Consider the following 14,092-nt stretch of genomic DNA (forward strand, 5'->3'; position numbering starts at 1 on the left):
CGGTCCGTAGGGGGGACACGTGGGGGGACCCGTGGCCGGAAACGCCGTCAGTGTGCCTTTCGAGGCGGACCGTGATGTGCCGGGACTGATCGTCAAGTTCGGCGACTATCCGCTGCACCACGGCGGTGTCGGCGCGATCCGCAGCCTGGGCCGCCTCGGCGTCCCCATGTATGCGATCACCGAGGATCCCTACACCCCCGCGGCCTCCTCCCGCTATCTCAAGCGGTCGTTCGTCTGGCCCACGACCGGTGCCGAGGAGCCGGGCCACCTGGTCGAGGGCCTGCTGCGCATCGGCCGCCGGATCGGCCGTCCGGCCGTCCTGATCCCGACGGACGAGGAGGCCGCCGTCCTGATCGCCGAGCACCAGGAGGAACTGGCCGGTTCTTTTCTCTTCCCGCGTGTCGACCCCGCACTGCCCCGCAGGCTGGCCAGCAAGCAGGGCCTGCACGAGCTGTGCGTGGAACACGGCATCGCGAGCCCCGCGGCCGCGTTCCCGGAGTCGTACGACGAGATCGTCGCCTTCGCCGACACGGCCCGCTTCCCGGTGGTGGCCAAGAACCGGGAGGCGTTCGTGCGGCGCAGACGGCCCGCCGTCAACGGCACCACGCGGATCGCCACCCGCGAGGGCCTGCTCACCCTCGCCCGCGACTGGGGCGAGCAACCGGGTGTGATCCTCCAGGAGTACCTGCCGAGGGAGGAGGCCGAGGACTGGATCGTGCACGCGTGCTTCGACGCGGACTCGGCCCCGCTCGCCCTGTTCACCGGCGTCAAGGTCCGCTCCTGGCCGCCGCACGCGGGCATGACGGCGAACGCGTACGTGGTCGACAACCCGGAACTCGCCGACCTCGCCGCGCGTTTCATCAAGCAGATCGGCTTCAGCGGCATCATCGATCTCGACCTGCGCTTCGACCGGCGCGACGGGCAGTACAAACTCCTCGACTTCAATCCGCGCATGGGCGCCCAGTTCCGGCTCTTCGAGAACGAGTCGGGAGTGGACGTCGTCCGCGCCATGCACCTGAACCTGACCGGCCGGCCCGTTCCGGAGGGGGAGCAGCGTGCCGGCCACCGCTACATCGTGGAGAACATCGACCTGCCCGCCCTCCTCGCCTACCGCCGCAGCGGCTACACGACGCCGCACGCACCGGCGAGGGCGAGCGGGACGGAGCTGGCCTGGCTCGCGGGTGACGACCCGCTGCCGTTCCTCACGATGCTCGCCCGCTTCGTGCGCCCGGGCGCGAAGCACCTCTATCAGCTGTGGCGGACCCACCGCCGCGGCAGCAGCACCACTACCGCCACGAAGTAGGCAAGGCCACCCGAGGTGGCGCACCGTGTCTCTGGGGAGGGACTTCGTGATTCGACCGGTTGCAGTCATCGGGGCGGGGCCGTTCGGCCTGTCCACCGCCGCCCACCTGCGGGCGCGCGGCATCCCCGTCCGCGTCTTCGGCGACACCATGGTCAGCTGGCGCGACCACATGCCCGAGGGCATGCTGCTCAAGTCGACCCCTGCCGCCTCCAGTCTGGACTGCCCGCAGCCCGGACACACCCTCGCCGACTACTGCGACGCGGCCGGCATCCGCCGGCTGGTCACCGACGAGGACATCATCCCGGTGGAGACCTTCATCGCCTACGGCGAGTGGTTCCAGCACAAGCTGCTGCCCGACCTGGAGCGGGTCCGCGTCGTCTCCGTCGACCGCGACAGGAGCGGCGGGTTCGAACTCAAGCTGGACTCGGGTGAGTTGTTCACCGCTCGCGCGGTCGTGGTCGCCACCGGCCTGTCCGGGCTAGCCCACCTTCCGGCGGAGTTGGCCGCAGCGGCGGCCGACGGACCGGCGCCCACCGGACCGGTCTCCCACAGCTCCCAGCACCACGACCTCACCCGCTTCGCCGGCAAGGAGCTGATCGTCGTCGGCGCCGGCCAGTCCGCACTGGAGACGGCGGCCCTGGCCGCCGAGGCCGGAGCCCAGGTGCGGGTCGTCTCGCGCGGCCGCGGCCGGGTCGCCTTCGGGGCTCCGCCCTGGGACCAGCCCAGGCTCCGCCCCGAGTCCCCCTTCGGCCGTGCCTGGTCCCTGTGGGCGCTCAGCCACTACCCGCACCCGTACCGCTTCCTGCCCGCCCGGACCCGCCACTACCTGGTCCGCCGGGTCCTCGGCCCGCTCGGCGCCTGGTGGCTGCGCGACCGCTTCGAGGACAAGGTCCAGGTCCAGGACGTCGAGCGGGTGCTCGGCGCCGACGCCCCGGACGGCACCCCGGTCCTCACCGTGCGCACGCACGGCGGACACACCGATCAGCTGCCCGCCGACCACGTCATCGCGGCCACCGGCTACCGCGTGAGCATCGCCGCGATGGACTTCCTCGGCCACGAACTGCGCACCCGCCTCGCGGTGAGCCGGGGCGCCCCCAGGCTCGGCGCCGGTTACGTCTCCTCGGTCCCCGGCCTGTACTTCACCGGACTCCCGGCGGCGTCCTCCTACGGCCCGGTGATGCGCTTCGTCTGCGGCACGGAGTTCGCCTCGCCGCGCCTGGCCGGGCATCTGGCGGCGGCACACCCCTGAGGCCCGGAAGCAGCCCTACGCCTCCCATCCCGCCCGCTGCCACCGGAGGAACTCCGCGATCAGCTCGGGCGGGTTGGCGGCCTCGGTGGCCTCCACCTCCCAGCCCGGGCAGTACATGTCGAAGATCACGACGGGCAGCGGACGGCCGAGGACCTTCTCGATCCGGCCCTCCGCGTGCAGCCGGCGGGCCAGCTCGATGCAGGCACCCGCGAAGTGCTCACCGAGCAGTTCGCGCCGAATGGCCTGATCGCCGTCGCTGTCGTCGTCCTCCTCGAACCACAGCCCGAGATCCTCGGCCTCCGCGGCGTACAGCCGGGCGCCGGCCGGGTCCTCGGGGACGTTCCCGAGCATCTCGAAGCCGTCCAGGAGCCAGCACGCGTAGTTCCAGCGGGCCTCGCCGGGGTCTCCGTGGCGCTTCTCCTGCTCGTACTGGGTCTCGGTGTTGTAGCCGATGGCCACGTACGGGCGGCGCTCGTCGTCGTCCACCCGCCAGATGCGGAAGGAGAGGGCGTAGATCTCCGGTTTCAGCTCCTCGGGGAAGCGCTCCAGGACACCGGTCGAAGCCTCCAGAAGATGCGCCGAAAAATCTCCGTGCCGATCGGTCACGACGTCCGCCCCCGTTCCGTCAGTGCAGTGAACACAACCTAGCGAGCACCACTGACACTCAGGGGGCAGCACCATGCAGGCACGGATGACGAACCCGGCGTACGTCCTCCCGGCCGCGCTGAAGGGCATCGGCACGATCTTCCAGGCGGTCGGCGAGGGCGGACTGCCCGAGGAGCTGGCTGAGATCGTCGGGCTGCGGGCCAGCCAGATCAACGGATGCAGCGCCTGTGCGCACGGTCACACGGTCAACCTGCGCAAGGCCGGTGCGAGCGAGGAGCGGATCGCGGCCGTCGGCGCCTGGCGCGAGGCGCCCTTCTTCACCGAGGCCGAGCGCGCGGCGCTGCAGCTGTCCGAGCGGGTCACACGGCTCGCCGACCGCTGCGAGGAGCCGGTGCCGGACGCGCTGTGGGACGAAGTCGCCGACCACTTCGACGAGAAGCAGCTCTCGGCGCTGATCCTCACCATCTCGCTCACCAACATGTTCAACCGCATCAACACCACCATCAAGGAGCCCGCGGGCACCACTTGGGGGTGAGAAGCAGACAAGTGCGGGAACATCAGGGTGAGTCGGTGGGGCGCACTGTCCGTATTCTCTGATCATGGCCGCACCCCCCGCATACGCACTGATCGCCACGGACCTGGACGGGACACTGCTGCGCGGTGACGACACCGTCTCCGACCGGTCGCTCGCCGCACTCGCGAGGGCGGTGCGGGCCGGTGCCCGGCATCTGGTGGTGACGGGCCGCCCGGCCCCGCGGGTGAGGCCCCTGCTGGAGGACCTCGGGTGCACGGGGCTCGCGGTGTGCGGGCAGGGCGCGCAGGTCTACGACGCCGGAGCCGACCGCCTGCTGTGGTCGGTGCGCCTGGACCGGGAACTGGCCGAGACCGCGCTCGGCAAGATCGAGGCCGAGGTGGGGCAGGTCTACGCCGCCGTCGACCAGGACGGCGTGGACGGGCTCACGCTGATCGAGCCGGGGTATCTGATGCCGCACCCGACCCTGCCGGCCGTGCGGGTCGGCCGCCGCGACGACCTGTGGTGCGAGCCCATCAGCAAGGTGCTGTTGCGCCATCACACACTGTCCGACGACGAGTTGGCGGCGGTCGCGCGCTCGGCGGTGGGTTCGCTGGCGACGGTCACGATGTCGGGGCCGGGGACCGTGGAACTCCAGCCGTGCGGTGTCACCAAGGCGACGGGGCTGGCGCTGGCCGCCGACCACCTCGAGATCCCCGCCGGGCGGGCCCTCGCCTTCGGCGACATGCCCAACGACATCCCGATGTTCGACTGGGCGGCGCACGGCGTCGCCATGGCCAACGCCCACCCGGAGCTCAAGGCCGCCGCCGACGAGGTCACCCTGTCGAACGAGGACGACGGCATCGCCGTCGTCCTCGAAAGACTGTTCCCGACCGACTGACCGGGATAACAGCAGGGGCCCCGCCGCGGGCGTTCGTCAGTAGGCGCCGTTGACGTTGTCCATCGACCCGTAGCGCGCGGCCGCGTAGTTGCAGGCGGCCGTGATGTTCGCGACCGGGTCGTAGATGTCGAAGGACGTGCCGGCCACGTGGTACGCGTTGAACGTCGGGTCGATGACCTGGAGCAGGCCCTTCGACGGTATGCCCTTGGCGGCGTTGGAGTCCCACAGGTTGATGGCGTTCGGGTTGCCCGAGGACTCGCGGATGATGTTGCGGTAGATGCCGTTGTAGGTGCCCGGGATGTGCTTCTCGGCCATGATCGCGAGCGATTCGCGGATCCAGCCGTCGAGGTTGTTCGGGTACCCGGCGAGTGTGGTGGAGGGCGTGGTGGCCGCGGGGGTGGCGGCGGACGCGCTGGTCGCGCCGATGACGGGAAGGGCGAGTACGGCGGCACCGGTGCCGGCCACGGCGAGCGTGCGGACGAGGCGGTTGGTGCGGTTGCGGAGGCGCTGAGCGGCAGCAGGCATGGCGTTGTCCCTCTCCGTCGCCTGCGAGGTGAGCTGTCGGGTTCGGGCCCGGGGAGTGCCCGGCCGTGCCTCCTGGAAGGCACGGCTTCACCCCTAGCCGTTCCGGTGACGACATGTGCATCTGCGCATGTGCCGGCCGGTCCGGCGGCTTACCTGGGTCCCCCGCTCCTGCCGTACGAATGAGTTCGTCGATGGGTGGTGTCAGACGCGGCAGGATTCGGCGTCCGCCTGACGTGCCGGGAAGCTATGCGAGAGCACATGTCCGGAACAAGTACCGGATTCACCCAACGTGCCAGTTGACCTTGGTCTGTCCCGTATGGGCAACTTGATCCTTTGCTGTTGCCAATCCTCAACTGGCCTTGCGGGGCAAGGGCGGAAGGGGGTTGTGCCGGATGGCTGGATATACCTGCCCGCGTGACCCAACTCACGAAATGGCAAAGTGTACCAAATCAGACATGCGGGATTAGAGGGATTTGCTGCGCATGACGCAAAAGGAGTAATTCGCCCACGGCCCGGTTCGCGACAAATCGGACCAGTTGCTGTTAAGTCAATAGATGTCCGTCGTTATCAGATGATCAAGAACATAGCGGCCGTGATCCGATAGCGCCCGGCCTGGACCGGTGGGCGCTATCGGTGATCGAAACAGGACCGGATACGCTGACTTGAGTGATGGCAGCGACCTATCGACAAACCGCGTAACCGCCAGCAGACACCAGCAGACAGGAGACCCCTCGTGACCGTCGTCGGGCCGTTCGGGCTGAGCGTGCGGGACCAGGCTCTGGAAGCCGATGTCCAGGCCGGATTGGCGGCTGTCGAGGAAGGCTTGCTCGAAGCCACCAAGAGTGAGGTCCCGTTCATCACGGAGGCCGCGCAGCACCTCGTACGAGCCGGTGGGAAGCGGTTCCGGCCGCTGCTCGTGATGCTTGCCGCGCAGTTCGGCGACCCGTACGCGCCCGGCGTCGTACCGTCGGCCGTCGTCGTGGAGCTGACCCACCTGGCCACGCTGTACCACGACGACGTCATGGACGAGGCGGCCGTGCGGCGCGGCGTGGACAGCGCCAACACGCGCTGGGGCAATTCCGTCGCGGTCCTCACCGGCGACTTCCTCTTCGCCCGCGCCTCCCAGATCCTCGCCGACCTCGGCCCCGAGGCGGTACGGGTGCAGGCCCTCGCGTTCGAGAGGCTGGTCACCGGGCAGATCCTGGAGACCGCGGGTCCCTCGGACGGCCGCGATCCGGTCGAGCACTACCTGGACGTGCTCGGCGGCAAGACGGGATCGCTGGTGGCGGTCTCGTGCCGGTTCGGCGCGATGATGTCCGGCGCCGACGAGACGGTCGTCGACGTGCTCACCCAGTACGGCGAACGGCTCGGGGTCGCCTTCCAGCTCGCGGACGACGTCCTGGACATCGCCTCCGACTCGCGCGAGTCCGGCAAGACCCCGGGAACCGACCTGCGCGAGGGCATCCCGACGCTGCCCGTGCTCCGGCTGCGCGAGCGGGCCGCCCGCCTCGGCCTGCCCGAGGACCTCGCGCTGTGCGAGCTGCTGGACTCCGACCTCAGCGACGACGCCCGGCTCGCCGAGGCGCTCACCGCCCTGCGCGCGCACCCCGCCCTGGAGCAGGCCCGCCGGGACACCGTCCGGTACGCGGAGGAGGCGCGGGCCGCCCTGGCCCCGCTGCCGGAGTGCGACGCCAAGGCTGCGCTGACCGAGCTGTGCGACGCGGTGGTGCACCGGGCCGGCTGACCCGGGGCGGCATGCCCGCAACGAGCGCGAGGGCGGCGTCTCCCGCACGACCCCTACGGGTCGGGGGAGACGCCGCCCTCATGTGTCATACCGCAGGCGTACACGGAGTTGGCTCCGAGGTCTGACGCTTCCGCGCGGCCGATTTGGTCAGATGGAGACCACGGAAATCACCACTCCTCACCGATTCGGGTGAGAATGGCGGCTCAGGTGGACCAGCGTGAGGACAGCCGCCGCCGACGACGGAGGTAAGGCACAGATGGCACCGTACGAATCCGACGACGCAGCGGGCATCGCGCAGGACGAGGACCTGCGCGCCGGACGCCGCAAGGCCGCCCGGTACGCGGTCCCGGTCGCGGTGGTGGGGGTGGCGGCGGCCACGATCGGGCTGGTCCCGGCGCTCGCCGCCTCCGGTGACCCCGACCTGCCGAAGATCACCGCACAGCAGCTCATCGAGAAGATCGCCAAGTCGGACGTGCAGCAGCTGTCCGGCACGGTGAAGGTCACCACCGACCTCGGCCTGCCGAACCTCGGCGGCCTGGAGAGCAGCCTGGCCTCGGGGGCGGCCCAGCGCGGCGGCGACGGCTCCTCCGCGGACCCCAAGGCCAAGCTCACCGAGCTGGTCTCCGGCACGCACACCCTGCGCGTGGCCGCCGACGGCCCCGACCGGCAGAAGCTCTCGCTGCTGGAGAGCGGCGCCGAGTACAGCATCATCCACAACGGCAAGAACGTGTGGGGCTACGACAGCAAGAGCAACGAGGTCTACCACGGCACCGCCGCCGACTCCGGCAGGAAGCACCGGGCCGAGCCGCCGGCCACGCCCAAGGACTTCGCCGACGAGGCTCTGAAGTCGGTCGACGACACCACGTCCGTGACGGTCGACGGCACCGTCCAGGTCGCCGGACGCGACGCCTACAAGCTGCTGATCAAGCCCAAGCAGTCCGGCACCACGGTCGGCGCGATCAGCATCGCCGTGGACGCGAAGACGGGCCAGCCGCTGAAGTTCACGCTGACGCCGAGGAGCGGCGGCGCCGCCGTGCTGGACGCGGGCTTCACCCAGGTCTCCTTCGCCAAGCCGGCCGCCTCCGCCTTCGACTTCACCCCGCCCAAGGGCGCGAAGGTCACCGAGGAGAAGCAGAAGTCCAAGGCGCCGGAGCACGCCCCGAAGTCCGGCGAGGGCTTCGCCAAGGGCATGGACCGTGCCACCGTGCTCGGCAAGGGCTGGACGTCCATCGCCACCTTCGACACCGGCGCCAAGGGCGGCGCCCTGCCGTCCGGTTCCGAGGGCGGTGCCTTCGGCGGCTTCCTCGGCTCGCTGGGCGACCAGGTCTCCGGCAAGTTCGGCAAGGGCACGGTCTTCTCCACCCGTCTGGTCAACGCCCTGATCACCGACGACGGCAAGGTGTACGCCGGCGCGGTCACCAAGGACGCCCTGGTGAAGGCGGCGAACGAAGGGAAGTGACCCTCCCGGGGCCTGCGGGGAGCCCGGGTGGCTTTTCGCAGGCCCCGGGTGCGCTCCCGGGACACGACGAATCGAGGGACCGATGGACGAACCGTCCGCCACGGAGCGGGACTCGGGGGGCGCGGCGGAGCGGGGCGCACAGGACGAGCGGGGGCCCGTCATCGCCACGCTCGGCCTCACCAAGCGCTACCGCGGCGGACAACTCGCCGTCGACGGCCTCGATCTGACCGTCCCGGCGGGCAGCGTCTTCGGCTTCCTCGGCCCGAACGGCTCCGGCAAGACCACCACCATCCGCATGCTGATGGGCCTGATCGAGCCGACCTCGGGCACGGCCCGGGTGCTGGGCCGCCCCATGCCCCGGGCCACCCGCGCCGTCCTCCCGCAGGTCGGCGCACTGATCGAGGGCCCGGCCCTGTACGGCTTCCTCTCCGGCCGGGACAACCTGCTGCGCTACGACGCCGCCGACCCGACCGCCGACCCGCGCACCCGGCGCGCCCGCGTCGCAGCCGCCCTGGACCGGGTGGGCCTCGCCGCGGCCGCGGGCAAGAAGGCCAGGGCGTACTCCCTCGGAATGAAGCAGCGCCTGGGCCTGGCCGCCGCCCTGCTCCAGCCCCGCAGCCTGCTCGTCCTGGACGAGCCGACCAACGGCCTCGACCCGCAGGGCATGCGCGAAATACGCGCCCTGATCCGCGAGTTGGCCTCCGACGGCACGACCGTCTTCCTCTCCTCCCACCTCCTCGACGAGATCGAGCAGGTGTGCACGCACGCGGCGGTGATGGCGCAGGGCCGGCTCGTCACGCAGGGCGCGGTGGCGGACCTGGCGGCCGGCGCGCGCGGCCGGCTGGTGGTGATCACACCGGACCCGGGCGAGGCGGCCCGGACACTGAAGGAACAGGGCGTCGCGGACGTCACCGTGGACGGCGAGCGGGTGAGTGGCGAGCCGCCCGTACACGACCTCGCCGAGGTGAACGCGGCACTGGTCACGGCGGGCGTCCGGGTCCGGGGCTTCACGCTCGAACGGGCCTCCCTGGAGGACGCGTTCGTGGCACTGACGGGGGAGGGTTTCGATGTCGCGGGCTGAGGCGCTCGGCACACCGGCGGCGGCAGGTCCCGGTCGTCCGAGCCCCCTGTGGACCTTCGGGCTGCTGCGCAGTGAGCTGGTCACCACCGTCCGCCGCTGGCGCACGCTCGCGCTGCTCGGGGTGCTGGCGGCGGTGCCGGTGCTGATCGGGATCGCGGTGAAGGTCCAGACGCGGGGCGGCTCGACGGGCGGTCCGGAGGGCGGGAACGGCCCGGCGTTCATCGCGCAGATCACCAACAACGGCCTGTTCCTGGTGTTCACGGCCCTGGCCGCGACCCTGCCGTTCTTCCTGCCGATGGCGGTGGGCGTCGTCGCGGGCGACGCGATCGCGGGCGAGGCGGGCGGCGGCACCCTGCGCTATCTGCTGGTCGCGCCGGCCGGCCGTACCCGCCTGCTGCTCACCAAGTACACGACCGTCATGGCCTTCTGTGTGCTGGCCACCCTGGTCGTGACCGTCTCCGCACTGCTCGTCGGTGCGCTCCTGTTCCCGCTCGGCGAGCTGATGACCATCTCCGGCACCCGTATCAGCTTCGCCGATGGCCTCGGCCGGGCGCTGCTGATCGCCCTGGTGGTCGCGGCCTCACTGGTCGGCATCGCCGCCCTCGGCCTGTTCGTGTCGACCCTGACCAACAGCGGCATCGCGGCGATGGCGACCACCGTGGGCCTGCTCATCACCGTCCAGATCCTCGACCAGATACCCCAGCTGCACGCGCTCCAGCCGTACCTCTTCCCGCACTACTGGCTGTCCTTCGCCGACCTGGTGCGCGACCCCGTCTACTGGGACGACCTGGTGAAGAACCTCGGTCTCCAGGCGCTGTACGCGGCCGTGTTCGGCTCGGCGGCCTGGGCGCGTTTCACGACGAAGGACATCAACGCGTAGGGACGCAGGCCGTCCGCACGCAGGGCGTCTGCGCGCAGGGCGTCTGCGCGCAGGGCGGGACAGACGCCCGGGTGCGCCGAGTGCGCTCGCCGTCTGGCGCGCAGGAGCGAGCGGTTCGCGCCGTTCGCGCGTTCGTGCCGGGCGTGCCGGGCACGCGGGCCGTTCCGGGCACGCGGGGTGTCTCAGGCGTCCTGGTACGGGAAGCGGGCGAGCGGTGCCTCCCGCGCGAAGAACGTCTTCGCGCGGGTCAGCGCCTCGGAGTCCGTGCGCACGTCCCCGGGCCCGCTGCCGTTGCCCAGCAGCACCCCGCCGAAGCGCATCCCCAGGTAGGCGGCCGAGTTGTTGAGCGTGCCGACCAGGGGATCGGCGACCGACGGTTCCCGGTCCGCGAGGACCGTGACACCCCACAGCGTGCGTCCGCCCAGGGTGGCCTTGAAGTCGAGGCCGGGGGTGCGCAGCCAGCCCGACCAGTGATCCAGGTAGCGCTTGGTGAGGCCGGACACCGAGTACCAGTACAGCGGCGTGGCGATCACGATGTCGGTCGCCTCGAGGGTGGCGTCGAGCAGCAGACCGGTGGGGGTGTCCGCCTCCGGGCGTACGTGGTCGCTGTCGTGGCGCAGGTCGACGAAGTCGGGCAGCGCGAGGTCGGCGAGGCGGATCCACTGCTGCTCCACCTCCCCGGGCAGCTGCTCGGCGGCCTTGCGGGCCAGCAGTTCGGTGTTGCCGTCACGGCGGGCGCTGCCCAGGACGAAGAGGAAACGACGGCTCATGGGTCCCCCAGAGTGAGCGTTGACGTGCCACAAAAACAGGTGTGTGCATTATATGCACACACATGGATCTCCCTCCAGGGTGCGGCTGGTGCGATGCTGTGACGTCGTGGTGACGCAGGAGCCGTGCGGAGCAGACAGACTGGTCGGTAGGACGCGTAACGACCGGATCGCGACGCCGGGGGAGTGAGGGAACACCGATGTCTCGACTCAGCTTCGAGAAGAAGCGGGCGCAGCAGCCCGCGGCACACCCTGCGGCGGTGTACGTCCGGGTGTCCGGCGCGGGCAGCGCGTCGGTGGGCGGGACGGCGGTCGTGGCCGCGCCGGGCGAGGAGATCCAGCAGGCCGTGCTGGACCACCTCCAGCGCCTGGCGATCAGCCTGGGCACCCCCATACGCGCCACGATCCACGACGACTGCGCCGGCTGCATGGTTCCTCTGGAGGTCGCGGCGGACGGCTCCAGCCGAGTGGTGGGGGACCCGGTGCGGGTCGCTCCGCGGACGGCGCCGGGCGGGGCGCAGCCGCAGACGGGTGCGTTCGGCGCGCCGGGCACCGTACAGGCGCCCGCGGGGCAGTTCGGCCCGCCGCCCGTCATGATCCCGTCCACGACCACGGCCGCCGCCCCGGACGCCCCGGCCGGGCATCTCGCCGCCGTCGCCGCACCCGAGCGGGCTTCCGTGCCCGAACGAGCCTCTGTGCCCGAACGAGCCTCTGTGCCCGAGGGAGTTCCTGTGCCCGAGCGGGCCTCCGCGTCCGGGGAGAGCCCCGTGTCCTGCCCGGTCGCCCTGGTCTCCGTGCCCGCACCGGCCCCGGTGTCCGCGGGCATCCCGGAGCCCGCCCCGCTGCCGACCCCCGAGGCCCCGCTGCCGGCCCCGAAGACCACCCTGCTCATCCCGGAGGCGGCCCTGGAGCCCGCCCCGGCCACGTCCTCCACGCCCACCCCCGCCCGCGGCTTCGACGCCGTGGCCGAGGAGGTGCTCGGGGACGAGCCAGTGACCGAGACCGCCGAGGGGGCCGAGCTGCTCACCGGGCCGATGACGCGGATCAACGAGGCCGTACGGGAGGGTCGTATCGACGCCGCGGCGGAACTCGCCGACCGCACGGTCGTCGAGGCGTCCGGTGTGCTGGGACCGCGCCATCCCGAGGTGCTGCACCTGCGTGAACTGACCGCCTACATCGCCTATCTGGCGGGTGAGCCGGTCCGTGCCTTCCACCTCTCCCTGGACGTCGCCCGGCTGCGCCGCCAGGCCCTGGACGCGGAGGCGGCGTACGGCAACGTGCAGAGCGCGGCCACCGCCTGGCGTGCGGTGCGCGACCCGGAGGAGGGGCTGCGGCTCGGCCACGACCTGATCGACCTGTGGACGGATCTCACGGGGGAGCCGGGGCCCGCCGCCGACGATCTTCGCCCCTTGGAGTCCGTGCGCGCCCGCATGACGCGACTGACCGACCGGGCGGCCAGGGCGGCACAGGTGTGACCGGAGGCGGGTGACCGGGGGACAGCCGGCCGTACGCCGCCTTCGGCGGTCAGTGCACGCAGAACTCGTTGTCCTCGGGGTCCGCCATCACCGCCCACGCGCCGGCCGGCTCCTTCACCTCGCGCAGGATCCGCGCCCCCAGGGCCTCGAGCCGCGCGACCTCGTCCGCGCGCCGCCCGTCACCGGGGTGCAGATCGAGGTGCAGCCGGTTCTTGGCGGTCTTGGCCTCGGGGACGCGCTGGAACAGCAGCCGTCGCCCAAGCCCGGTGCCGGTGTCCGGGTCGTAGGGATCGTCGGGGTGCCGTACGGCGATCAGGTCGCGGAAGGCGGGGCGGCCGTGGTACTCGACGGTGGCCTCCCCGGGCAGTGCGCCGAGTGACAGCAGCCGCTCGACGAGGGCGCTGTTGTCCTCGGCCTCGTAGTGCAGTGCGGCGGCCCAGAAGTCGGCCTGCGCATGCGGGTCGGCCGCGTCGATGACGAGCTTCCAGTGCACCGGGGCGGGTGTGTGCGTCGACATGGCCCACTTATAGCGCGTGCCTCCGACAACCGGCCCGCGTCAGTCAGCCGGCCCGCCTCCGACGACTGGCCCGCCTCCGACGACCGGCCCGCGTCACGCGGCCGGCCTGCGTCAGGCGTCCACCGGGGCGGAGCCGGGCGCCTCGACGCGGGGCGGTACGACCATCGCCCTCGGCCTGCGCGCGGAGCGCAGGGCGTTCCAGGTGAGCAGCCCCAGGGCCAGCCAGACCAGCGCGAAGCCGGCCCAGCGCTCGGGCGGCATGGCCTCGTGGAAGTAGAGGATGCCGAGCAGGAACTGGAAGACGGGGGCCAGGTACTGGAGCAGCCCCAGCGTGGACAGCGGCACCCGGATCGCCGCCGCGCCGAAGCAGACCAGCGGCAGGGCGGTGACGATGCCGGTCGAGGCGAGCAGGGCGGAGTGGCCCGTACTGCCGGTGGTGAAGGTGGACTCGCCGTGCGCGGTGAGCCAGATCAGATAGCCGAGCGCGGGCAGGAACTGGATCGCGGTCTCGGCGGCCAGCGACTCGATGCCGCCGAGGGCGACCTTCTTCTTCACCAGCCCGTAGGTGGCGAACGAGAAGGCCAGGCACAGGGAGATCCACGGCGGACGGCCGTAGCCGACGGTCAGGACGACCACGGCGGCGAAGCCGACCGCGACCGCCGCCCACTGCGTGGGCCGCAGCCGTTCCTTCAGGATCAGCACGCCCATCGCGATGGTCACCAGCGGGTTGATGAAGTACCCGAGGGAGGCCTCGACCACATGGCCGGAGTTCACGGCCCAGATGTAGACGCCCCAGTTCACGGTGATCACGGCGGCGGCGACCGTGATGAGCGCGAGCCGCTTCGGCTGCCGCAGCAGCTCCCCGGCCCAGGCCCAGCGCCGTACGACGAGCAGGGCTGCCGCGACGAAGGCGAGGGACCACACCATGCGGTGGGCCAGGATCTCCATCGCCCCCGCGGGCTTCAGCAGGGGCCAGAACAGGGGGACCAGCCCCCACATGCCGTAGGCCGCGAAGCCGTTCAGCAGGCCTATCCGGTGCTCACTCCTGGACGTCCTGGCCACGGGCCCCTCCCT

General features: G+C 71.5%; 14 protein-coding genes and 1 riboswitch. Of the genes, 9 read left to right on the forward strand and 5 right to left on the reverse strand.

Annotation, left to right across the window (positions count from 1 at the left end; translation table 11 throughout):
* The first annotated feature begins 52 nt into the window (after window positions 1–52).
* Both AB0H32_RS05915 and AB0H32_RS05920 read left to right on the forward strand, forming a co-directional pair.
* Window positions 53–1,303: an ATP-grasp domain-containing protein gene (locus AB0H32_RS05915; protein WP_361115048.1), complete on the forward strand. Its 1,251-nt coding sequence runs from the start codon at window positions 53–55 to the stop codon at window positions 1,301–1,303.
* 46 nt (window positions 1,304–1,349) lie between these two features.
* Window positions 1,350–2,552 carry an FAD-dependent oxidoreductase gene (locus tag AB0H32_RS05920; RefSeq protein WP_361114860.1) on the forward strand — a complete coding sequence of 401 codons (1,203 nt, stop codon included), beginning with the start codon at window positions 1,350–1,352 and terminating at the stop codon, window positions 2,550–2,552.
* 15 nt (window positions 2,553–2,567) lie between these two features.
* Here AB0H32_RS05920 and AB0H32_RS05925 read toward each other — a convergent pair whose 3' ends face one another.
* Window positions 2,568–3,158, reverse strand: a complete 591-nt coding sequence (locus AB0H32_RS05925) for a hypothetical protein (protein WP_361114863.1) — start codon at window positions 3,156–3,158, stop codon at window positions 2,568–2,570.
* A 73-nt stretch (window positions 3,159–3,231) separates the two neighbouring features.
* Between AB0H32_RS05925 and AB0H32_RS05930 the strand changes: the two genes are divergently transcribed.
* Together AB0H32_RS05930 and AB0H32_RS05935 are read left to right on the forward strand one after the other, a co-directional pair.
* Entirely contained in the window at window positions 3,232–3,693 is a 462-nt protein-coding gene (locus tag AB0H32_RS05930; RefSeq protein ID WP_361114866.1) for a carboxymuconolactone decarboxylase family protein, read from the forward strand.
* 64 nt (window positions 3,694–3,757) lie between these two features.
* Window positions 3,758–4,570: an HAD family hydrolase gene (locus AB0H32_RS05935; protein ID WP_361114869.1), complete on the forward strand. Its 813-nt coding sequence runs from the start codon at window positions 3,758–3,760 to the stop codon at window positions 4,568–4,570.
* Window positions 4,571–4,606: 36 nt separating this feature from the next.
* On the opposite strand, the gene AB0H32_RS05940 is transcribed toward AB0H32_RS05935, so the two are convergent.
* Window positions 4,607–5,095 carry a transglycosylase SLT domain-containing protein gene (locus tag AB0H32_RS05940; protein ID WP_361114871.1) on the reverse strand — a complete coding sequence of 163 codons (489 nt, stop codon included), beginning with the start codon at window positions 5,093–5,095 and terminating at the stop codon, window positions 4,607–4,609.
* A 3-nt stretch (window positions 5,096–5,098) separates the two neighbouring features.
* Window positions 5,099–5,296: riboswitch (cyclic di-AMP (ydaO/yuaA leader) on the reverse strand.
* 532 nt (window positions 5,297–5,828) lie between these two features.
* Between AB0H32_RS05940 and AB0H32_RS05945 the strand changes: the two genes are divergently transcribed.
* The 4 genes from AB0H32_RS05945 (at window position 5,829) to AB0H32_RS05960 (ending at window position 10,259) form a co-directional block, all read left to right on the forward strand.
* Window positions 5,829–6,839 (forward strand): polyprenyl synthetase family protein, encoded by a 1,011-nt coding sequence (locus tag AB0H32_RS05945; protein WP_361114874.1) that lies wholly within the window; start codon window positions 5,829–5,831, stop codon window positions 6,837–6,839.
* 256 nt (window positions 6,840–7,095) lie between these two features.
* Window positions 7,096–8,298: a DUF2092 domain-containing protein gene (locus tag AB0H32_RS05950; protein ID WP_361114877.1), complete on the forward strand. Its 1,203-nt coding sequence runs from the start codon at window positions 7,096–7,098 to the stop codon at window positions 8,296–8,298.
* 82 nt (window positions 8,299–8,380) lie between these two features.
* A complete protein-coding gene (locus AB0H32_RS05955) occupies window positions 8,381–9,379 on the forward strand; it encodes an ABC transporter ATP-binding protein (RefSeq protein ID WP_361114880.1) in 999 nt (332 codons plus the stop codon).
* Entirely contained in the window at window positions 9,366–10,259 is an 894-nt protein-coding gene (locus tag AB0H32_RS05960; protein WP_361114883.1) for an ABC transporter permease, read from the forward strand. The genes AB0H32_RS05955 and AB0H32_RS05960 overlap by 14 nt, the downstream gene beginning before the upstream one ends.
* Window positions 10,260–10,441: 182 nt before the next feature.
* On the opposite strand, the gene AB0H32_RS05965 is transcribed toward AB0H32_RS05960, so the two are convergent.
* Window positions 10,442–11,029, reverse strand: coding sequence for an NAD(P)H-dependent oxidoreductase (locus AB0H32_RS05965; RefSeq protein WP_361114886.1), 588 nt, complete (start codon window positions 11,027–11,029; stop codon window positions 10,442–10,444).
* Between the two features lie 197 nt (window positions 11,030–11,226).
* Between AB0H32_RS05965 and AB0H32_RS05970 the strand changes: the two genes are divergently transcribed.
* On the forward strand, window positions 11,227–12,501 hold the full coding sequence (locus AB0H32_RS05970) for a tetratricopeptide repeat protein (protein ID WP_361114888.1): 1,275 nt from the start codon (window positions 11,227–11,229) through the stop codon (window positions 12,499–12,501).
* Between the two features lie 49 nt (window positions 12,502–12,550).
* Here the strand turns inward: AB0H32_RS05970 and AB0H32_RS05975 are convergent, their stop codons facing one another.
* On the reverse strand, window positions 12,551–13,018 hold the full coding sequence (locus tag AB0H32_RS05975; protein WP_361114891.1) for a VOC family protein: 468 nt from the start codon (window positions 13,016–13,018) through the stop codon (window positions 12,551–12,553).
* A 111-nt stretch (window positions 13,019–13,129) separates the two neighbouring features.
* Window positions 13,130–14,080: an EamA family transporter RarD gene (rarD, locus tag AB0H32_RS05980; protein WP_361114894.1), complete on the reverse strand. Its 951-nt coding sequence runs from the start codon at window positions 14,078–14,080 to the stop codon at window positions 13,130–13,132.
* Window positions 14,081–14,092: the final 12 nt, after the last annotated feature.

The sequence above is a fragment of the Streptomyces sp. NPDC020362 genome (assembly GCF_040642095.1).
In the GTDB taxonomy this organism is placed as follows: Bacteria; Actinomycetota; Actinomycetes; order Streptomycetales; family Streptomycetaceae; genus Streptomyces.